Genomic DNA, 18,315 nt, shown 5'->3' on the forward strand with positions numbered 1-18,315 from the left:
CGTGCGAGGGGGCCGGTGGGGCGCCGCCCTGCTGGCCGTCGGCATCCTGCTCGCCGGCCAGCCGGCCCCCTCGGCGGTGGCGTCCGACACGCCGGGCGCCGCCCAGTCGCCGACGCCCGAGGTGGGGGGCGAGTTCGCGGACATCGCCCGCGAACTCCTGGACGACCCGATCGGCCGGGCCGGCCTCGAAGCCCACCGAACCCTGAGGATGACCGACGGCAACCGCAATCTCGCCGTCATCTGGTTCGACCTGACCGATTTCCAGGCCACGCACCTGGCGTCGATCACACGGCACTTCGGTGAGAACCCCTCGCACGCCGACTACTACCTCGGGTACGGCAAGCTGCTCAGGCGCGAGGGGAACGAGGCGCTCTTCGACCGGATAGGGATTCCGGGCGATGGCCCGCTGTTGGAGTTCGCCGCGGTCAACGACCCGCGCAAGGACCATTCCGAAGCCGTCATCTACGACAAGATCCTCTCCACCGTCCTCTCCCGCCTCGGCCTGCGGAACGCCGCGATCAACAGGCTGCTGAAGAGGGCGATCGCCGGTTTCTCGGACCGGGGCCGGTGTGCGGCCTGCCTGCGGCTCACCAGCGCCATACCCGAGAAGAACTTCGTGTCCGGAACGCCGTACGCCACCCGGCAGGAGAAGTCGGAGTCGGCGAACCGGGTGGGCGCCATCACGAGCAAGGGCGTCTCCATCCTCCGGCGGGAGAAGAAGAAGCAGGAGCAACAGGCCGCCGCGGCGCTACCGGTCTCGTCCGCCCCGGGAACCTCCTGCACCTCGATGGGGCGCGGCCGTGGACGTCCCGTCATGGCGATGGCCGCGCCCCTCGCCGCCGGCCCCTGTGACGACGAGGACGAGGGCGCACGATCGGGCGCCCTCCAGCAACTACTGTCCTCCCCCTCCGATGCCGACGCCTACGGAGGCGTGGACTTCTCGACGTTGGAGATGCGCTACCTCTCCGACACGACGAGCGGGGTGCAGTACGCGTACTCTTCGCAGCCCCTGCCCAAGGGATATCAGCAGAACACCGCACTCGGAATGCGGATGGTGAAGAACCTGGGATCCGACCTGCGGACCTGGCTGGTGCTCGATCCGCGGAAGTTCTGGGTCAATCTCAATCCCACCGAACCGGACCGCATCGTCGACTCCGCGCTCGGACAGACCAACGCCGGACGCGCCATGCTGGAGGCCGATCTCCAGATGAAGCGCACATCGGCGAAGATCCTGCACCCCGACTCGGCGACGGGAAAACAGTACTGGCGGCAACTCAAAAGCTCCGCGGACGGCTCCCTCTGTTTCTCCTCCCGGATGTGGATCGTGCCCGGAAAGGTCGAGGTGCGCCAGGACGGTGATGCGCTCTACATCCTCAAAGCACAGCTCGACGTGAAGACGCAGTCGGACCACATCGACGACCCCTATGCGAAGCCGTGCAACGCCGATCCGGCCACCAACGCCCACAACGAGAACCTGGAACGCACCCTCGTCCTGCCCAAGGTCGTGCAGGCGGTCAACACCGACCCGGAGTACGCGCCGCTGCGCAGCGCGTTCATGGCGCGGATCATCGCGCAGTGGGTGCGCGAGCGGCACCGACAGGGGCACCGGACCTCGTTCGACACGCTGATCGGCTCCAAGGACCTGGGCACGGCCAAGATGACCGGCGACTGGCGTCCCAGGAAGGTCTTCGACGACTACGTCCGCTCCTACCGCAACAAGGAGTTCGACATCAAGCGGGAGACCACCGACGGGCGGTACAAGCGCATCACCCGCTACGTGTACGGCGGCGCGGACCTCACGAACGTCCGGCTGACCGGCGTCTCCGCACCGGAGATGCGCAAGCGGTACCCACAACTCGCCCAGTCCGCACAGTCCTCCACCGACCGCCGGGTGACCGCGGCCGACGGCTCGATCTGGCTGGGCGGTTCCGTCCAGGCGCCGGAACGCGGCTTCTGGGACGACCTCAAGGACCAAACCACCCGCCTGACCGGCGGAAACGGCTCCCTTCTCGTGGTGATCCTGCTCGCCCTGGGAGCCATCCTCTTCGGCTTCCGCAACCGCCCGCGCCGCACCAACCGCCCCACCGCGTAAACCCGGCCGGATCCCACGGCCGACCGCCCGGCGAGGCTCCCGCGACGGTGCGATCGCGCGGCTCGCGACTACCGGGCGGAGGAACCCCGGAGCAGCGCCAAGCCGACGCTGCGGGGAGGGTGCTGGGAGGGTGCTCGCTACGATGCAGTGCTGCGCGATGCGCTCGGCAGGGACGACGCCGACGCCGATCCGGCGGGGCGTCTACGTCGGCGGCCCGCAACACTTGGCGAACCCGACACTGCGGCCCGGGCGGCGCACCGGTCAGGGTGCGTCGAATCGGCGACGGCACGCATCGCCCTTTGGCGCATATCTGGGCTGTACGCCCCGTATACCGATGAGAGATCCATTGCCACTCCCACACACTGGGTTGGTGACGGACATATGGAGTGTGCTGGTCCCCTCTGTGGGGGCGGTCTTGACCACGCTCGTCGGCGTTTTCGCCGGCAGTGTGGTCAGCAGGCGGGCGCAGGATCGTAGTTGGAATCGCGATCAGCAGGTCGCGGCGTGTTTGCGTGTGCTTCAGGAGTCGTCCGCTGCATTGACGGGGCTGAGCATGATGGAGGCAAGTCGTCCTGCGTCCGCTCCGCAGGGGATGGTCGTCTCCACCACGGTTGACTGGAACCCCTGGAACGAGGCGATCAGCCTGGTCAACGTCGTTGCCGACCGTGATATCGCGGAGGCCGCGCACGCCCTCGACGAGCAGTTGTGGCGTATGCATATAAAGATCCGGCGGGGTCTGACTCCCGACGAAAGCTGGCTGGACCTTCAGGCCGGGGTGACCGCGGCTCGGTCCGATCTCATCATCACCGCGCGTCGTCGGTTATCCCTGGCAGGGGATTCCCTCCCGCGTCTGTCGGGGCGTCCGGCGCCGGATGATCCGGTTTGGCCTACCGCGCATCCCGGTCACCAGGAAAATCCAGGTCGAGTTTAGGGTCGCTCCTGGCGAAGAAACGGCGAACAGCGACCCCACCCACGTTGGTCGGACCAGCCCGCCACCCAAGTCCGCGTGGTCGCACAGTCCCTACGCGTCGACGATCTGCAGCATCGAAGCGGTGGCCGTGGTGATGGCAGTGCTGGAGCGGCCCGATCATGTGCTTGAGGAGGTTGCTACCTGTTCTGCCTGCCGCGGAGTCCCTCATCACCGAGGGCATCGCCCTCGAAGGACCCCTGGTCAACAATCTCGGGCTGCCCCAACTCCTCTAAGGCATGTTCAGCAGGGGCCTTTGGCTCAACCCATCGGACACGCTCTAGTCCCCCTGTGTAGGTCGGAGGACGGGCGGCCTCTGGAGGTCCCCGGGCAGGCCGGCGTCGCCGTTCTTCCACGCGGGGTCGGAGGCGCAGGGCCCGGTGGCGCTGCCGGTGAAGTAGTCCCGGTCCGGGTACCAGGTGAAGGACATCCGCTCGTCCCCGTCGTCCCGCTGGACGAACAGGTCCCATGCCTGGCCCTTACCGCCTTCACTGTAGGACGTGACCTCCCAGTCGTCGTCCTTGAGGTGCTGGTGCAGTCGTCGGAGGTTGGGGACGGCTCGGCTCGCGGGCACGTGGTCCAGCGCCCAGCTGTGGCTCATCCGGTAGGCGCCGTCGATGGTCTTGTCGTCCAGTCCCAGCAGGCCCCCGTCGTAGCAATGGCTGGAGCTGAACGTGTTCTCCGTGCTGACGCCGATCTTCTCGGCTCCTGGTTCTACGGTGCGCTTGAACCTCATGACGTCGTACGCCTCCTGGGAATGCTGGAAGGCGCGGTTCGCCATCTCCTCGGGCGCGACGCGGGGAATGTCCGTCGGCCCCCATGCGAGCGGGACGACCAGAACAAGTGCGACAACGACGAGCGCGGCACAGCCCCATCCGAGGGTTCCGCGAGCGGAAGAGGGGGCCGGGGACTCGGTCGGGGCGGTGGTGGTGTGGGCCGGTGCGGCCTCGTCGGGCATACCGGGACGGTACGTCAGCGGGGCAGCCGGCGGATGGGCACGGGTACCCGGCAGGAAGTGAGTACGGGTACTCAGTTGGGCTGTGCTCGTATGGCCGAAGGATGACGGCTTCGTTTCAGAGCCCACAAGCTTGGTCGATTCGGTGCTGTCGGCTTGGCCGAGCAAGGGGCTGCGCCAGCAGGGGCGTAGGGCCTCGGCCCCGCTCACGCGCCGTCGTCGTCGGTGGCGAGGAGGGTGCGGCCGGCCGCGAAGAGTCGTGCGCAGCGTTGCGCCATGGCTTCGGGTGACTGGTCGGGGTGGTTGACCCACCAGCGGACCAGGGCGGTGCACAGGCCGCGCCAGGCGTATTTGAGGGCGTCGGCGTCGAGCGGGTCGCTGGATCCGGCGGTGTGCAGCAGGTCGGCGGTGCCGAGCGCGGCGAGGTCGTCGATGGCGCCGCGGTAGTACGCCGCGCGTCGGGCGGCGTCGCTGTCGGGCGGCAGTGTGGCGTCGTAGAGGACGAACCAGGCCTCGCGCTGCCCGTCCAGGGCGGTGAACAGAGCGTGCAGCACGCGCAGGGCGGTGGGCGGTGCGTCGGAGCCGTGTTCGGCCATCGCGGCGCGGACGGCGTCCAGCAGCCGGTCGCCGACGGGGTTCAGGCAGGCGAGGTAGAGGTCCTGCTTGCTGCCGAAGTAGTGGTGCAGCAGTGGCTTGGTGACGCCCACGCGGGCGGCGATGGTGGCCACGGTGGTGGCCTCGTAGCCGTGCCGGCCGAACTCCTCGGTGGCCGCGGCCAGGACCTGTCGTTCGCGCGCGGCCCTGGGCACGCCCTTGGTGCCGGCCCTGGAGGGAAGCGTTGTCATGAGCCAGATATTACCTTAGGGTAATTTTCCGTTGGGTAAATTGCCTGCCCGGACTGGACTTCGCTGGGAGCACACTTCATGCCTGCCACCCCGTCCCACCCCGGCACCTCCCCCTCCCGCACCCGCTCCTGGTGGGGCTGGGGCTACGCCGACGCCCACCCCGACGACGCCGAGTGCACCGCCATGGGCGCCCTGCTGCCGGGCACCCTGGCCCGCCCGCTGCCGATACCCCGGGTCGCCGACCTGCCCGTCGCCCGCCCCGGCGTAACGCCCCCGCCCGCACTGGCGCATCTGGTCACCGCCGATCCCGAAGCGCGCGCCGCCCACGCCATGGGCAAGGCCTACCGTGACGTCATCCGGGCCCTGCGCGGCCGGCCCGGCCGGATCCCCGACCTGGTCGCCCGACCGACCGGCGAGCAGGAGGTGGCCGACCTGCTGGACTGGGCCGGCGGGCACGGCGTGGCCGTCATCCCCTTCGGCGGCGGTTCCTCGGTGGTCGGCGGCGTGGAGTACCGCGGCGACGCCCACCGCGCCGTGCTGTCGCTCGACCTGACCTCGATGGACCGGGTCCTGGAGATCGACACGGCCGGCCGCTCGGCCCGCATCCAGGCCGGCGCGCTCGGTCCCGTACTGGAAGAGCAGTTGCGGCCCCACGGCCTGACCCTGCGCCACTTCCCGCAGAGCTTCGAGTTCTCCACCCTCGGCGGCTGGCTGGCCACCCGGGCCGGAGGCCACTACGCCACCGGCCGCACCCACATCGACGAGTTCGTGCAGTCCCTGACCGTGGTCACGCCCGCCGGGGCCGGCACGTCCTGGCGCCTGCCCGCATCCGGCGCCGGCCCGTCGCCCGACCGCCTGTTCCTCGGCTCCGAGGGCGCGCTCGGCGTCATCACCGAGGCGTGGATGCGCCTGCAGGAACGCCCGCGTTACAAGGCCTCGACGTCCGTGGCCTTCACCGACTTCCACCAGGCGCTGGACGCGGTGCGAGCCCTCGCCCAGTCCGACCTCGCCCCGGCCAACTGCCGCCTGCTCGACTCCGGCGAGGCGCTGCTGTCCGGCGCCTCGCACGATGGCTCCGCCGTACTGGTCCTGGGCTTCGAATCCGCCACCACCCGCGTCGACGACCGCCTCACGAGCGCCCTGGACCTGGCCCGCGCCCACGGCGGCCGCGGCGGGGCGCCGACGGCGGACCGCGACGCCCCCGCAGACGCAGCCGTGAGCGCCTGGCGCTCGACGTTCCTGCGCATGCCCTACCTACGCGACGGCCTGGCCCGCATGGGCGCCGTCGTCGAGACCTTCGAGACCGCCGCCACCTGGGACACGATTCCCGCCCTGATCGACGCGGTACGCACCGAGGTCGGCGCCGCCGCCCTGAAGGCCACCGGGCACCCGGCCACCATCAACTGCCGTCTGACCCACGTCTACCCCGACGGCGCCGCCCCCTACTTCACCGTGGCCGTCGCCGGCCGCCCCGGCGACGAGGTCGAGGTCTGGGACGACATCAAAGCCGCCGCGAGTGACGTCCTGCACCGCCACCGCGCCACCATCACCCACCACCACGCCGTCGGCCGCGACCACCGCCCCGCCTACGACCTCCAGCGCCCGGAGCCCTTCGCACTGGCGCTGCGCGCCGCCAAGGACGCCCTGGACCCCCGTCGCATCCTCAACCCGGGCGTTCTGGTCGACTGACGAGATCTCATTCAAGGAGGGCGAACGACGCCCGCTCTTGCCACTTCGCGCCGTCGTACACCATGAGGTCGACGGACGAAACCCGGGACGTGAAGGGGAGTTTGCCGAGCAGGTCGGCCTCGATCTCATCCATCAGCGCATCGTCCTGACCGTCGGCGACGGTCAGGTGAGGCACGATCTCGGTGAACTGGCCGCGATAGGGAGGGGCTTCGGGCCACCGGTCAGCGATCACCTCGGTGAGCCGCCGCAATTGCGTGTCCGGCTCAGGGACGAGGTACAGCACCCCCGGAAACCGCCCACAGCTCTCAAACCGCAAGTCGAAGGCGTGATGACCGCCGAGCACGTCAGTGAGGGCCGAGCAGACACGCGTATGTATTCGGCTCTCGTCGAGGAACGGGAAAAGCACCGTGATATGTGCCCGTACTCCGGCTCGGGCTGATGGATCGAACCGTTCACGCCATACGCGGACGGCCGGCTCCGCGTCCGGGACCCTGACGATGAGTCCCGTCTGGCCTGCCTGAAACCGGCTGGTGCTGTCGTCTGCCATGACACGGCATGCTGCCATGGAGCCGGCCCTCGGATCCTCATGTCCGGCTCCTCATGGCGAGGGTCTGAGCGAAGCCAGCGCGGTAGGCCGCACCGCGCCGGCGGCGGACGAGCCGTGGAGCAGTTCGGTCAGGTCATGGGGGTGTGCCTGCTCGCCGGTTGGGGCGGCTGCGGTGATCCGGTCCAGTCGGAAGCCCCGGCCGGCCCGCCGGGTGCGGCACCAGGCGATGAGGTACCACCGGCCGTCGGCGGTGAGCAGTCCGGCCGGTTCCACTTCGCGGTCGCTTTCGCGTCCTGCCGCGTCGACGTAGGACAGCCGCAGCGCCACGTTGTCGGTGAGGGCTCGTTCGACTGCGGCGCGGACCACGGCGTCGGTCCGCGCCGGCAGCGCGACGATCCGTGCGGTGAGTTCGCGGGCCGCCGTCGCGGCGGGACCGGTCATCGATGCAGCGATCTTCTGGTACGCGGTGCGGGCCGCACCGGCGTAGGGGGCGGAGGTGTCGGCCGCGGCCAGGGCGGAGACCAGCGCCGAGGCCTCATCGGCCGTGAAGTGGATCGGGGGCAGAGTCATCGCCGGGTCGATCGTCCAGCCCCCGCCTCGCCCGGGTGTGGTGCGCACCGGGACACCGGACTCCATCAGCGCCTGAAGGTCGCGCTGCACCGTGCGCGTACTGATCTCGAATCGCGCGGCGAGCGCCGCGACCGTGAGCGGCCGCGGCGCCAACGCGCGCAGCTCTTCGACCAGCGCATAGAGCCGAGAAGTGCGGTTCATCAGGCCGACGCTACCGCCCCGCGGTGGCCAGGAACTCCCGCTCCCGCCCCAGTTCCCGCTCGGTGACGGTCAGCGGGAACAGGGTGAAGCCGTGCATCGCCCCGGCGACGACGCCGAGTTGCACGGGCGCGCCCGCCGCCTGCCACCGTTGGGCCAGAAACAGCGAGTCGTCCAGCAGCGGATCCTCGGTACCGACGACGATACGGGCGGGCGGCAAGCCGGCCAGGTCGGCGAAGAGCGGCGAGACCTCCGGGTCGCGGCGCTGCTCCGCCCCCATCCCCGGTGTGAACAGCTCATAGCTGCCCCGCAGGGAGTCGGTGTTGCTCAGCAGCCGTCTGGCGCCGAACGACCGCTGGCTCGGTGTCATCGACAGGTCGTACAGGCCGAAGAGCAGGTGGGCCGCCCGGAAAGCGCCGGTGATGCCGTGCCGGTCCCGAAGGCGCAGGAGCGTCACGACACTCAGGTGGGCGCCGGCTGATTCGCCGCCGATCAGCAGCCGTTGGGTGCCGAACTCGGCTGCGGCGTTGGCCACCAGCCACCGGGCGGCGGCCTCGCAGTCGTCGGGCCCGGCGGGGAAGGGGTGCTCCGGTGCCAGGCGGTACTCCACGCTCACCACGGCCAGCCGCGCCCGCACCGCAAGCCGCCACAGCTTCTCGTCCTGCCCGCCCGCGGAGCCGAACGCCCAGCCACCCCCGTGTATGTGCAGATATACGCCGTCGACGTGGTCCGGCACGAACGCCCGGACTCTCACCCCACCCGCAACGACGCGGTCCTGGCCCTGCGGCAGTCTCACCGGTGGCGTGTCGCCACCGAGCCGGTTGCGCCGCAGAAGCGCCAGCACGGTGGCGTCCGGCGCCCGCCCGCGGAGGGGGCGGCTCGCGGCAGTGGCCTCGAACTGCTCGTTGAATGCCAGGGTCTCGGCGAGGCAGTCCTCGTCTGTGATCGTCATGACGTCGACGCTCGCAGCCGTCCGCGACAACACCCTGTCACCGTTTCCCAGTGAGCTGCGTCACTCAGGTGCGCACGCTCGGCAGTGCGGCAGAGCCTGCCCGGCCGCGTGAACTCTCCCCGACGCGTGGACCGCTCCAGGGGGCTACGCGCTCGGGGCGAGCACGTCGGTCTGCCATGTGGTGATGCGCCTGAGGATGAGGATGATCAGCACGCCGGCCACCAGGTAGAGCGCCGTGAGCAAGGTGGACAGGTTCGCATTGGCCAGAAAGCTCTCCTCGGTGTCCTCCTGCGACGCCATGCGCCATTGGATCGGCTTGACGAGCGTGGCGGCCACGAACAACGCCCACCAGGCATTGATCAGGGCGAGAGGGGCGGGCCGCCGGGGGGCGCTGGCCTTCCAGATGTCCGACACGATCTGGTACGGGTACCACAGGTTGGCCACCGGGGTGATCCAGGCGCCGACCACCCAAGCCCTGGACCGGCGGTGCGCGGCGGCGCCGCTCATCAGCTCGGCGTTGATCCGCGCCCGCCGCAGCCAGATGAGGAACGCCACGCCGCCCGCGAGCCACGCCAGGGCCGTCGGCCATGACGCCAGCGCCGTAAGGGCATCGGCGTCGGCGGACAGGAGGTCCGCGTCCGTCGCCGTCCCGGCGAGGTAGTCGTGGACGAGGAGGTAGCTCCGCCAGTTGGTCACCGACACCAGTACCTCGCGCACGAGCTCCAACGAGATCAGTATGGTCGCGGCGGTCGCCGCGCCGCTCACCGGCCTGTGCGGCTGCGCGCCGGCGGAGTTCGCGCTCGTCGGCTCGCCCTGCTGTGCACCGTCCATGTCCATGATTCCCCCGAAGTGTGCGCGCATTTTGTGCTGAACACTCTTTGGGGTCGGGATGCTACGGCGCGCAGCCTGATGTGTCTGCCCTTTCTCAGGCCGTTTTCAGGTCGTTTCTCAGGTCCTTCTCAGGTCCTTCTCAGGTCGTTTCTCAGCTCGTTTCTCAGGAAGGCTGGACTGTGACCGTCGTGACGCCCCGGTGGGGGGGAGGTGGGGCCGAGCACCCCAATGGAGCGCGCTACCCGAGGCCGAACAACTGCAGTCCCCGGAACACCAGCCAGCCCAGCAGGCTCAGGGACGTGACCAGCAGCATGCCTTTCCACAGCGACGTCTGCGTGGCGAGGTGCGCCCGCCAGGCCAATGTCCGTTTGCGGACTCCCACCGATGCCAGGGCGGCCTTCATGGCGCGGGCCACGTGGTGCGTGGGCGTGTACGTGATCGCCCATGCCCGAGTGGCTTCTTTGACGCGAACCAGTTGGCGCACGAGCATGCTTCGCGGGGTCTTGGCGCCGTGCGCGGGCCCTACCAGATGCACATGAGGCGTCCACGCGGAGTCGAAGGTGATGACGGCGGAGGCCGAGGGATCGCCCGCGGTCACGTCCTCCAGCCGGGTCGGCGCCGGCAGGAGCGCGTCCAGGCGACGGGCCACGCCTGGCAGCCCGTCCAGCGCCAGGAGGACGAGCTTCCGCGGGGGCTGGGTTGCGCGGGCCTGCTCGATCTCCCACCACAGCCCCTCGCTCAATCCCAGGCGCAGCACGATGAGTTGGGACAGTCCCATCAGTCGGAGGACCGCGGGCTGCCAGTGATCGTGCGGCAGATAGCACCGCGCCGCACCCAAGCGCGGAAGTGGCTCCTCGGGTCTGCCCACCGCGATCACGGGACCGAAGGCGCCCAACGCCCCCGCGAGCTGCTCCTCCCGCGAATGAATGCTGACCGGCGCCCCGTCGTCGACCCGGGCCGCTGCGTCGTCGTCGGCGAAGCTGCGCAGGTAGAGCACGGGCCTGCGGCCGTCGGCCAGCAGGGCCTGGGCGGCGCCGCGTGCCGAGCGCGGGCGGGTGTAGCGCAGGATCAGGACGCCGGCTCCCAACGCGGCCAGCCCGCACGGCGTGAGGAGCACTTGCGCCGCCAGCGACATGTCCAAGTTCGGTCGTTGGGCCGTGTTGACTGCGAAGAAGCCAGCCGCGAACAGCCCGTATCCGACGCCGTTGGCCGTCAGGAACACCGGCCGTCGCCACCACGGCTGACGCGGGGCGAACCGGCCGACCACCTCGACGATCTCCGCGACGCCCGACCGGCGGCGACGCCGTAGCCACAGCGCCGGCACGAGCAGCGCCCCGGCGGACGCCGCCCAGTACAGCGCTGCCGTGCTCGATGAGTCGAAGTCCCGGTCGAGGCCCGTCTGTTCCTGCTCGACTCGCGCCGCCAGTCCCGCGACCCGCTCGCGGGCCAGGGAGACCCGGCCGGCCCGCGCGTCGCCGGTGGCGGAGGAGACCGCGGAGCGGCTCTCCCCCGGCGGGGCGTGGTCCTCGAACCATGCGTCGCCCGTGCCGACCTCCGCGCGCGCGGACACGTCCCCGTGGGCGTAGCGGTCCAGCGCGACGGTGAACGCGGCGGCCCGCATCGGGGCGTCGCGGAAGCGGTCGCGGGCGCGCAGGTCCATGCCCGCGGTGATCGCCAGGTGCAGCGCGACATAGGCCGTGACGACCGCGGCCACCGTGACCAGCCGGGCGAACGCCCGTAAGCGAGAGGTCACCCCCACCCCCTACCTCGACGGAGCACCGCGTCCGGCGCGGACCGCGTCCCGTACTACCACCTCGGCCGACCGGCTGTGGCCGGTTTCCGGAAGGGTGGTCAGGTGCCGCGCGGGTCGGGCACGAGGCGGTCGAAGGAGACCGGGAGGCGATCCGGGCCGCGCAGGATGGCGTTCTCCCGGTACGGCGGGGGGTCCGCTACCAGGCGGGGGGATTGCAGCCGGCGGGCGAGGGCGGTCAGGGCGATCTGCGCTTCGGCGCGGGCGAGGGTGGCGCCGATGCAGTAGTGGATGCCGCCCCCGAAGCCGAGGTGGGCGTTGTCGGGTCGGTCGGGTACGAACCGGTCCGGGTCGGGGAAGCGGTGGGGGTCGCGGTGGGCCGCGGCGAGGAGCAGTCGGACGCGTGCGCCCTTGGGGATGGTGGTGCCGGCGATGTCGATGTCGGCCAGGGTGCTGCGTCCGGACATCTGCACCGGCGGGTCGTAGCGCAGTACCTCCTCCACGAGCGGAGTGGCGAGCTCGGGGTCGGTGCGCAGCCGGGCGAGCGCGTCGGGGTGGCGCAGGAGTGCGAGGGCGCCGTTGGCGATGAGGTTGACGGTGGTCTCGTGGCCGGCGATGAGGAGCAGGCCGAGCGTGACGCGGAGGTCCACGGGGTCCATGGGGCCGTCGGGTCCCTGGCCGCGCATCAGGCCGGAGAGCAGGTCGTCGCCGTCGGTGGCGTCGTGGCGTGCGATGAGCCCTTCGAGGTACTCCACCAACTCGCCGCGCGCCCGCTGGAGTTCGCGCAGTTCGTCCTCGGTCTGGGTGTCGACGGGGTCCAGCCCGCGGGTGAGGCGGCGGGCCAGGCTGCCGAAGAGGCGTTCGTCCTCGCGGGGCACGCCGAGCAGTTCGCAGATGACGGTGACGGGCAGGGGGTGGGCCAGGTCGCCGACGACGTCGAGCACCCCCGGCTGATCGCTGGTGTGTGCGTCGAGCAGTTCGGTGACGAGTGCGTCAATGTGGTCACGCAGGCCCGTGACGCGCGGGACGAACTCCTCGGTGACCAGGCGGCGCAGCTGGTCGTGCCGGGGCGGGTCCTCGACCAGCAGGCTCTTGCGGATCTGCTGCTGTTGCGGGTTGCGGCGGTCGGCGCTGATGCGGGGGTCGCGGAGCAGCAGACTGATCTCGCGGTGGCCGCTGACCAGCCAGGTCCCGTCCTCCGTGCACACCACCGGCTGCCGGCGGAGCTGTGCGTAGCAGGGGTAGGGGTCGGCACGGTTCTCGTAGCGGAGGGCCTGGGCGAACAGGCCCGAGGCCGTGTGCTGCCGGGTGGTGGCGGTCATGGTGGTGGTGGTCATGGTGGATCTCCCTTCACTGGTGGCTCGCTGGGTGTCTCCCGCGTGTCTCACTCGTGCCTCACCGGCGTCCGGCCAGGACGGACGGGTGGATCGGCGGGGTGGGCGGCCGGCCTGGTGCGGGGGCGGTGGGTTGCGGAACCGCGGTGGGCTGCGGGATCGCGCCGCGTCGGGGGAATTCCGCGTCGACGGGACGGAGTCGGTCCGGGCCGTCGGTGGCGTTGAGGTCCGGGGGGAAGGGTGCGCCGGCCTCGATGAGGGCGGCGTAGCCGTCCAGCACGCGGGGGTTGTCCACCGCGACGGCGGCGACCAGGCGGCCCTGTCGGCCGTAGGCGGCCACGAAGCGCCGTTGGTCGAACGAGCCCTGGGTGAGGACGACCTGGTCGGCGTGGGCGGGCAGCCCCACGCACTTGAGGTTGACCTGGAACTGGTTGGACCAGAACGCCGGCAGGGGCTGGTGGCTACGGTGGTCACCCGGCTCGCGGGTCATGTTGTGCGCGGCGGTACGGGCCTGGGCGACGGCGTTGTCCCAATGGTCCAGGCGCAGCAGCTGCCCGGGGTAACGCGGGTGCGGCCAGCGGGCGACGTCACCGGCGACGAAGACATCCGGCACCGGGGTCCCCTCGGCGGTCCGCGCCCGGCAGGCCGCGTCGCAGACCACCCCGCGGGCGTCGGCGGCCAGGCCGGAGCCGGCCAGCCACTCGGTGTTGGCGAGCGCGCCGGCGGCCACCACGGCCACCTCGGCCGTCACCACCGTGCCGTCCGAGAGGACCGCGCGCCGCAGCCGGCCGTGGGCGTCGCCCTCCAGGGCGTGGACCGTGGTGTGCAGCCGCAGGTCCACTCCGGCGTCGCGGTACCAGCGGGCCGCGGCGGCGCCGACGACACCGCCCAGCGCGCTCGCCAGGGGGGCTTGGCCGCGCTGGGTCACGGTCACGTCGAGCCCCAGGTCGCGGCAGGACGAGGCGACCTCGCCACCGGTGAAGCCGGCGCCGACTACCAGCACCCGGCTCGGCGCCGCGGCCAGCGCCGCGCGCAGCCGGTCGGCGTCGTCACGGGTGCGCAGCACATGGACCCCGTGCAGGGTGCCGCCCTGCCGCTCGGGCCAGGGCCGGGCGCGGGTGCCGGTGGCGATCAGCAGCCGGTCGTATCCGACCTGCCGCCCGTCGGCCATCGTCACCCGGTGTTCGCGCAGGTCAAGGCCGGTTGCGGGGGTGCCGAGCAGCCATTGGGCGGCGATGTCGCGCACCCGGGGCAGCAGGGTGTGGTCGGTGGTCAGCCGGCCGGACAGCACCGCCTTCGACAGCGGCGGACGGTCGTAGGGCGGGTGCGGCTCGTCGCCGATGAGCGTGAGCTCGCCGGTGAAGCCCTCGTCGCGGAGCGCCTCGGCGGCGCGCAGCCCGGCCAGGGAGGCGCCGACCACGACGAGACGTTCGGGGGCGCTCATCGGGCACGCTCCGGGGCCAGGGGCGCGGGCTCGGTGGCCCTGCCCAGGGTGATGGCCTGTACGGGGCACGCCGCGGCGGCCCGGGCGACCTCGCCGCGCGTGCTCGGGTCGGGCGCGTAGTCGTACTCCAGCGCCTCCTCGCCGTGGAACCGGAAGACGGTCGGCGCGGCGTAGACGCACTGTCCGTAGCTCTGGCAGCGGTTGAGGTCCACCACGAGCCGAGGTGCGTCCGGCGGGGAATCGGTGGTCATTTCTTCGCTCTCCTCCCAGGTCAGAGCGGGTCCGGTGGCTCTTGGGCCGTCAGTGGGGGCCTCCAGGCGGCTCACCGGGTCCGATCGCGTCTGCTATTCAGATAGCAGTCACTATTCGGACTGTACACGCTATCCGAGCATTGACATAGTGATCGCTATCCAAATAGCATCCGCAACATGAGCAGCGAGCATGACGAACCGGTACGGAAGCGACTGACCCGCGCGGAGGCCAAGGCCCGCACCCGGCGCCTGCTGCTGGACGCGGCGGCCCGGGTCTTCGCCCGCAAGGGCTTCACCGGGGCCTCGGTGGAGGAGATCGCCGAGGCCGCGGGCTTCTCCATCGGCGCGCTGTACTCGAACTTCAACGGCAAGGAGGCGCTCTTCCTGGAGCTGATGGCCGAACGCGGCCTGGGCCGCGTCGCCGAGGCGGCCCGGACCCTGGACCGGCACGAGGCGGGCACCGGCGAGGCCGCCGCCGAACTGGGCCGCCTGCTGGTGCACGTCGCCGACAAGGACATCGACTTCGCCCCGCTCCAGGCCGAGTTCTGGCTCTACGCGGTGCGCAACCCCCATGTCCTCGACACCATGGCGGCCGCGCTGCGCGAACCGCGCCAGGAGCTCCAGGGCCTGGTGGGCACCTGGCTCGCGGACCAGGACGCCCCCTCCGAGGTCGACGCCGAAGCCGTGGCCACGGTGGTGGCGGCGCTGTTCCAGGGCCTGGTGCGGCTGCGGCGGGTGGACCCCGACAGCGTCCCCGAAGAGCTCTTCGGCCAGGCCCTGCGCTGGCTGTTCACCGGCATCGGCGCGGCACCCGGCGGCGGCCGGGACCACCCCGCCCCCGAGGAGCCGGCGTCATGAACCCGGACCGGCGAGACCCCACCCGAGACCCGACCCGAGACCCGACCCGAGACCCGAGACCCGCCCGGAACATCCGCCGGGCCTACGCCGTGGCCGGCCTGGTCCTGGCCCTGATGTGGATCGGCGAGGGCAACGAGCCCGCCTGGGCCCACGCCGTGCGCGCCACCTTCCTCCTGCTGCTGCTCCCGCCCCTGCTGCTGCGGACCAACCGCCGGCTCTCCACCGCCTTCCACGAGTCCGCGCGTCCCGGCCCGGCGCTCGCCAGGCTGATCACCGCCCGGGTCCTGATCGTCGACGCGGCCCTCGTCGCCGGCGCCCTCTTCGGCCACCTGCTGGACCCGCACACCCCCGTCGACACCAGGTCGCTCACCCTCCGGCTGCTGCTGGTCCTGCTGACCGTCCCGCTCCAGATCCGCGCCGCACGGCGAGCCCGGGCCGCCGGCGTTCACCCTGCGACCCGCCCCACGCTGTCGGCGCCCCGGCTGATCTGCGCCAAGCTGGGCCTCATCGCTGCCGCGGTGCTGGTGGAGATGCTCCTCGACCCGTATGTGGCCGACGCCCAGTTGCTGATCGCCGCCGCCATCGCCATCGGCGTGGCCGCCCTGGGACCCAAGATCCACCCCAGGCTGCTGGTCCCCCGGCCCGCCGACACCCCCCGGGAGCCGAGCCCGGTCGGCTCGGCCGTCTGAACTCGCACGACGGCTGTCGAACGCGGCCGGTCCAGGGCGCGTACGGGAAAGTGACGGTGCCGAGGGAGCGCCGTATCGTCGACTCACCTCAGCATCGGCGGGAAGCGTCGACGGGGATCACTGACGGGGGTCGGGGTGGGCGTGCGGAGCGCACAAGCCGGGGCGGACGTGGACGAGGCGGCCGCCCGGCGCCGCGAGCAGCGCGGCTGGTACTGGTACGACTGGGCGAACAGCGTCTACTCGACGAGCGTGCTGACGGTGTTCCTCGGCCCCTATCTGACCTCGGTGGCCAAGGCCGCGGCGGACGCGGACGGCTTCGTCCACCCGCTGGGCATCCCGGTGCGGGCCGGCTCCTTCTACGCCTACACGGTGTCGGCGTCGCTGCTGCTGTCCGTACTGGCGATGCCACTGGCCGGGGCGCTGGCCGACCGGACCGGGCGGAAGAAGCCGCTGCTGGGCGTCTGTGCGTACACCGGTGCCGCGGCGACCACGGGGATGTTCTTCCTGGGCGGTGAGCGCTATCTGCTGGGCGGCGCGCTGCTGATCCTGGCGAACGTGGGCTTCGTGGTGTCGTCGATGCTCTACAACTCCTTCCTGCCGCAGATCGCCCGGCCCGACGAGCGCGACGCGGTCTCCTCCCGGGGCTGGGCGTTCGGCTACGCGGCCGGCGCGCTGATGCTGGTCGCCAACCTGGTGCTCTACGGCGCCCACGACTCCTTCGGCCTCTCCGAAGGCGAAGCGGTGCGCATCTGCCTGGCGTCCGCGGGGCTGTGGTGGGGCGTGTTCGCACTGATTCCGCTGCGCCGGCTGCGCGACCGACGGGCGGTGGCGGGCATCGCCACGCCCGGTCCGGCCGGCGGCACCTCACTGGGCCGGGGCCGGCGCCAGCTACGGGAGACGCTGGGCGATATGCGCCGCCACCCCCTCACGCTCGCGTTCCTCCTGGCGTATCTCGTCTACAACGACGGCGTGCAGACGGTGATCACCCAGGCCTCCGTCTACGGCTCCGAGGAGCTGAAGCTGGACCAGACGACGCTGATCACGGCGATCCTGCTGGTGCAGGTGCTGGCCGCGGCGGGAGCCCTGCTGATGGGGCGCCTGGCCCGGCGCTACGGCACACAGCGGACGGTACTGGGCTCACTGGCGGCCTGGACCCTGACGATCGCCGTCGGCTACTTCCTGCCCGCGAAGGCCCCGCTGTGGTTCTTCGCCCTGGCCGCCGGCATCGGCCTGGTCCTGGGCGGCAGCCAGGCGCTGTCGCGCTCGCTGTTCTCGCATCTGGTGCCGCGCGGCAAGGAGGCGGAGTACTTCTCCGCGTACGAGATGAGCGACCGGGGCGTGAGCTGGCTGGGGCCGCTGGTGTTCGGGGTGGCCTACCAGCTGACCGGCAGCTACCGGGACGCGATCGTGTCCCTGGTGGCATTCTTCGTGATCGGTTTCGTGCTGCTGGCGAAGGTGCCGGTGAGGCGGGCGATCATGGCCGCCGGGAATCCCATACCTGACCGGATTTAGTCCCGGAGGGTGTGGGGCGGTAGTGTACGCCTTTGGCCCACCAGGCGGACCGTTACTGCGCGCTCAAGCATGAAAGGCGTTGGGTGACATCTGCTGCCAGATGTGACAAACCGGGCGCCGGTGGGTACAACAAGGGGCGGCACGAAGGTAGGCAGCGGCGCACAGCGCCTCCGTCAATGGCGGTGGTGGGCGACGGGTGGGCTCATATCCCGATACGGGAATCTTCACCGCCGACCGGACGTTGACCGGATGACGACGACAGCGACACCTGTCCTGTGGGCGACAAGCCCGGGAGGCACGATTCATGAGTGAGCGAGCTCTCCGCGGCACGCGACTCGTGGTGACCAGCTACGAGACCGACCGCGGCATCGACCTGGCCCCGCGCCAGGCGGTGGAGTACGCATGCCAGAACGGACATCGATTCGAGATGCCGTTCTCGGTTGAGGCCGAGATTCCGCCGGAGTGGGAGTGCAAGGTATGCGGTGCACCCTCGCTTCTGGTGGATGGCGATGGCCCTGAGGAGAAGAAGGGTAAGCCCGCGCGTACGCACTGGGACATGCTCATGGAGCGGCGCACCCGCGAGGAGCTGGAGGAAGTGCTGGCCGAACGGCTGGCGGTCCTGCGCTCCGGCACCATGAACATCGCCGTGCATCCGCGCGACAGCAACCGCAAGTCCGCCTGACGGCATACCTGCGGCACGCAGTACACAAGGGCCGGGGCCACTGCACTTCGCAGTGGCCCCGGCCCCTTTGTCTGTGTCTCCCGGCACGCTGCCCCGAAAAGGCCCTGGACAACCCGGGGAGGGGGGGTTCCCTTGGAGCACCGGTTCAA

The 18,315-nt window shown here is 71.1% G+C and carries 17 protein-coding genes; 7 read left to right on the forward strand and 10 right to left on the reverse strand.

The window, feature by feature from the left end:
- Position 1 precedes the first annotated feature (1 nt).
- Together ACZ5XZ_RS34375 and ACZ5XZ_RS34380 are read left to right on the forward strand one after the other, a co-directional pair.
- A complete protein-coding gene (locus tag ACZ5XZ_RS34375) occupies positions 2 to 2,092 on the forward strand; it encodes a hypothetical protein (RefSeq protein ID WP_468985426.1) in 2,091 nt (696 codons plus the stop codon).
- Positions 2,093 to 2,507: 415 nt separating this feature from the next.
- Positions 2,508 to 3,023, forward strand: coding sequence for a hypothetical protein (locus ACZ5XZ_RS34380; protein ID WP_468985428.1), 516 nt, complete (start codon positions 2,508 to 2,510; stop codon positions 3,021 to 3,023).
- 316 nt (positions 3,024 to 3,339) lie between these two features.
- Here ACZ5XZ_RS34380 and ACZ5XZ_RS34385 read toward each other — a convergent pair whose 3' ends face one another.
- Together ACZ5XZ_RS34385 and ACZ5XZ_RS34390 are read right to left on the reverse strand one after the other, a co-directional pair.
- On the reverse strand, positions 3,340 to 4,017 hold the full coding sequence (locus ACZ5XZ_RS34385; protein WP_468985431.1) for a hypothetical protein: 678 nt from the start codon (positions 4,015 to 4,017) through the stop codon (positions 3,340 to 3,342).
- 203 nt (positions 4,018 to 4,220) lie between these two features.
- Positions 4,221 to 4,859, reverse strand: coding sequence for a TetR/AcrR family transcriptional regulator (locus tag ACZ5XZ_RS34390; protein WP_468985434.1), 639 nt, complete (start codon positions 4,857 to 4,859; stop codon positions 4,221 to 4,223).
- 78 nt (positions 4,860 to 4,937) lie between these two features.
- Here ACZ5XZ_RS34390 and ACZ5XZ_RS34395 point away from each other — a divergent pair, with 78 nt between their 5' ends.
- Positions 4,938 to 6,548 carry an FAD-binding oxidoreductase gene (locus ACZ5XZ_RS34395; RefSeq protein WP_468985437.1) on the forward strand — a complete coding sequence of 537 codons (1,611 nt, stop codon included), beginning with the start codon at positions 4,938 to 4,940 and terminating at the stop codon, positions 6,546 to 6,548.
- Between the two features lie 7 nt (positions 6,549 to 6,555).
- Here ACZ5XZ_RS34395 and ACZ5XZ_RS34400 read toward each other — a convergent pair whose 3' ends face one another.
- The 8 genes from ACZ5XZ_RS34400 to ACZ5XZ_RS34435 all read right to left on the reverse strand — a co-directional run bounded on the left by ACZ5XZ_RS34400 (position 6,556) and on the right by ACZ5XZ_RS34435 (position 14,425).
- Positions 6,556 to 7,095: a 2'-5' RNA ligase family protein gene (locus ACZ5XZ_RS34400; protein WP_468985439.1), complete on the reverse strand. Its 540-nt coding sequence runs from the start codon at positions 7,093 to 7,095 to the stop codon at positions 6,556 to 6,558.
- Between the two features lie 51 nt (positions 7,096 to 7,146).
- Complete coding sequence (locus tag ACZ5XZ_RS34405; protein ID WP_468985441.1) at positions 7,147 to 7,866, reverse strand: helix-turn-helix transcriptional regulator; 720 nt, start codon at positions 7,864 to 7,866, stop codon at positions 7,147 to 7,149.
- Between the two features lie 10 nt (positions 7,867 to 7,876).
- A complete protein-coding gene (locus ACZ5XZ_RS34410) occupies positions 7,877 to 8,815 on the reverse strand; it encodes an alpha/beta hydrolase (RefSeq protein ID WP_468985444.1) in 939 nt (312 codons plus the stop codon).
- A gap of 144 nt (positions 8,816 to 8,959) precedes the next feature.
- Positions 8,960 to 9,646 carry a DUF4328 domain-containing protein gene (locus tag ACZ5XZ_RS34415; protein WP_468985447.1) on the reverse strand — a complete coding sequence of 229 codons (687 nt, stop codon included), beginning with the start codon at positions 9,644 to 9,646 and terminating at the stop codon, positions 8,960 to 8,962.
- Between the two features lie 238 nt (positions 9,647 to 9,884).
- Positions 9,885 to 11,399: a transferase gene (locus ACZ5XZ_RS34420; protein WP_468985449.1), complete on the reverse strand. Its 1,515-nt coding sequence runs from the start codon at positions 11,397 to 11,399 to the stop codon at positions 9,885 to 9,887.
- Positions 11,400 to 11,497: 98 nt separating this feature from the next.
- Positions 11,498 to 12,733, reverse strand: a complete 1,236-nt coding sequence (locus tag ACZ5XZ_RS34425; protein ID WP_468985452.1) for a cytochrome P450 — start codon at positions 12,731 to 12,733, stop codon at positions 11,498 to 11,500.
- A 58-nt stretch (positions 12,734 to 12,791) separates the two neighbouring features.
- A complete protein-coding gene (locus ACZ5XZ_RS34430; RefSeq protein ID WP_468985455.1) occupies positions 12,792 to 14,174 on the reverse strand; it encodes an NAD(P)/FAD-dependent oxidoreductase in 1,383 nt (460 codons plus the stop codon).
- Positions 14,171 to 14,425: a ferredoxin gene (locus tag ACZ5XZ_RS34435; RefSeq protein WP_468985457.1), complete on the reverse strand. Its 255-nt coding sequence runs from the start codon at positions 14,423 to 14,425 to the stop codon at positions 14,171 to 14,173. The genes ACZ5XZ_RS34430 and ACZ5XZ_RS34435 overlap by 4 nt, the downstream gene beginning before the upstream one ends.
- Positions 14,426 to 14,602: 177 nt before the next feature.
- Between ACZ5XZ_RS34435 and ACZ5XZ_RS34440 the strand changes: the two genes are divergently transcribed.
- From ACZ5XZ_RS34440 to ACZ5XZ_RS34455, 4 genes are all read left to right on the forward strand, one after another.
- Positions 14,603 to 15,283 carry a TetR/AcrR family transcriptional regulator gene (locus tag ACZ5XZ_RS34440; RefSeq protein ID WP_468985461.1) on the forward strand — a complete coding sequence of 227 codons (681 nt, stop codon included), beginning with the start codon at positions 14,603 to 14,605 and terminating at the stop codon, positions 15,281 to 15,283.
- On the forward strand, positions 15,280 to 15,972 hold the full coding sequence (locus tag ACZ5XZ_RS34445) for a hypothetical protein (protein ID WP_468985464.1): 693 nt from the start codon (positions 15,280 to 15,282) through the stop codon (positions 15,970 to 15,972). The genes ACZ5XZ_RS34440 and ACZ5XZ_RS34445 overlap by 4 nt, the downstream gene beginning before the upstream one ends.
- Positions 15,973 to 16,113: 141 nt before the next feature.
- Positions 16,114 to 17,484: an MFS transporter gene (locus ACZ5XZ_RS34450; protein WP_468985466.1), complete on the forward strand. Its 1,371-nt coding sequence runs from the start codon at positions 16,114 to 16,116 to the stop codon at positions 17,482 to 17,484.
- Between the two features lie 304 nt (positions 17,485 to 17,788).
- Positions 17,789 to 18,166, forward strand: a complete 378-nt coding sequence (locus ACZ5XZ_RS34455) for an RNA polymerase-binding protein RbpA (RefSeq protein WP_026170122.1) — start codon at positions 17,789 to 17,791, stop codon at positions 18,164 to 18,166.
- The last annotated feature ends 149 nt before the right edge of the window (positions 18,167 to 18,315 follow it).

Source organism: Streptomyces sp. NPDC033270, from assembly GCF_055576575.1.

What these genes read in the sequence shown, in the direction of transcription:
- ACZ5XZ_RS34435 (WP_468985457.1), bottom strand. Translation starts at nt 14,425, where the DNA reads ATGACCACCGATTCCCCGCCGGACGCACCTCGGCTCGTGGTGGACCTC.
- ACZ5XZ_RS34430 (WP_468985455.1), bottom strand. Translation starts at nt 14,174, where the DNA reads ATGAGCGCCCCCGAACGTCTCGTCGTGGTCGGCGCCTCCCTGGCCGGG.
- ACZ5XZ_RS34455 (WP_026170122.1), top strand. Translation starts at nt 17,789, where the DNA reads ATGAGTGAGCGAGCTCTCCGCGGCACGCGACTCGTGGTGACCAGCTAC.
- ACZ5XZ_RS34405 (WP_468985441.1), bottom strand. Translation starts at nt 7,866, where the DNA reads ATGAACCGCACTTCTCGGCTCTATGCGCTGGTCGAAGAGCTGCGCGCG.
- ACZ5XZ_RS34390 (WP_468985434.1), bottom strand. Translation starts at nt 4,859, where the DNA reads ATGACAACGCTTCCCTCCAGGGCCGGCACCAAGGGCGTGCCCAGGGCC.
- ACZ5XZ_RS34400 (WP_468985439.1), bottom strand. Translation starts at nt 7,095, where the DNA reads ATGGCAGACGACAGCACCAGCCGGTTTCAGGCAGGCCAGACGGGACTC.
- ACZ5XZ_RS34415 (WP_468985447.1), bottom strand. Translation starts at nt 9,646, where the DNA reads ATGGACGGTGCACAGCAGGGCGAGCCGACGAGCGCGAACTCCGCCGGC.
- ACZ5XZ_RS34410 (WP_468985444.1), bottom strand. Translation starts at nt 8,815, where the DNA reads ATGACGATCACAGACGAGGACTGCCTCGCCGAGACCCTGGCATTCAAC.
- ACZ5XZ_RS34445 (WP_468985464.1), top strand. Translation starts at nt 15,280, where the DNA reads ATGAACCCGGACCGGCGAGACCCCACCCGAGACCCGACCCGAGACCCG.
- ACZ5XZ_RS34440 (WP_468985461.1), top strand. Translation starts at nt 14,603, where the DNA reads ATGAGCAGCGAGCATGACGAACCGGTACGGAAGCGACTGACCCGCGCG.
- ACZ5XZ_RS34385 (WP_468985431.1), bottom strand. Translation starts at nt 4,017, where the DNA reads ATGCCCGACGAGGCCGCACCGGCCCACACCACCACCGCCCCGACCGAG.
- ACZ5XZ_RS34395 (WP_468985437.1), top strand. Translation starts at nt 4,938, where the DNA reads ATGCCTGCCACCCCGTCCCACCCCGGCACCTCCCCCTCCCGCACCCGC.
- ACZ5XZ_RS34425 (WP_468985452.1), bottom strand. Translation starts at nt 12,733, where the DNA reads ATGACCACCACCACCATGACCGCCACCACCCGGCAGCACACGGCCTCG.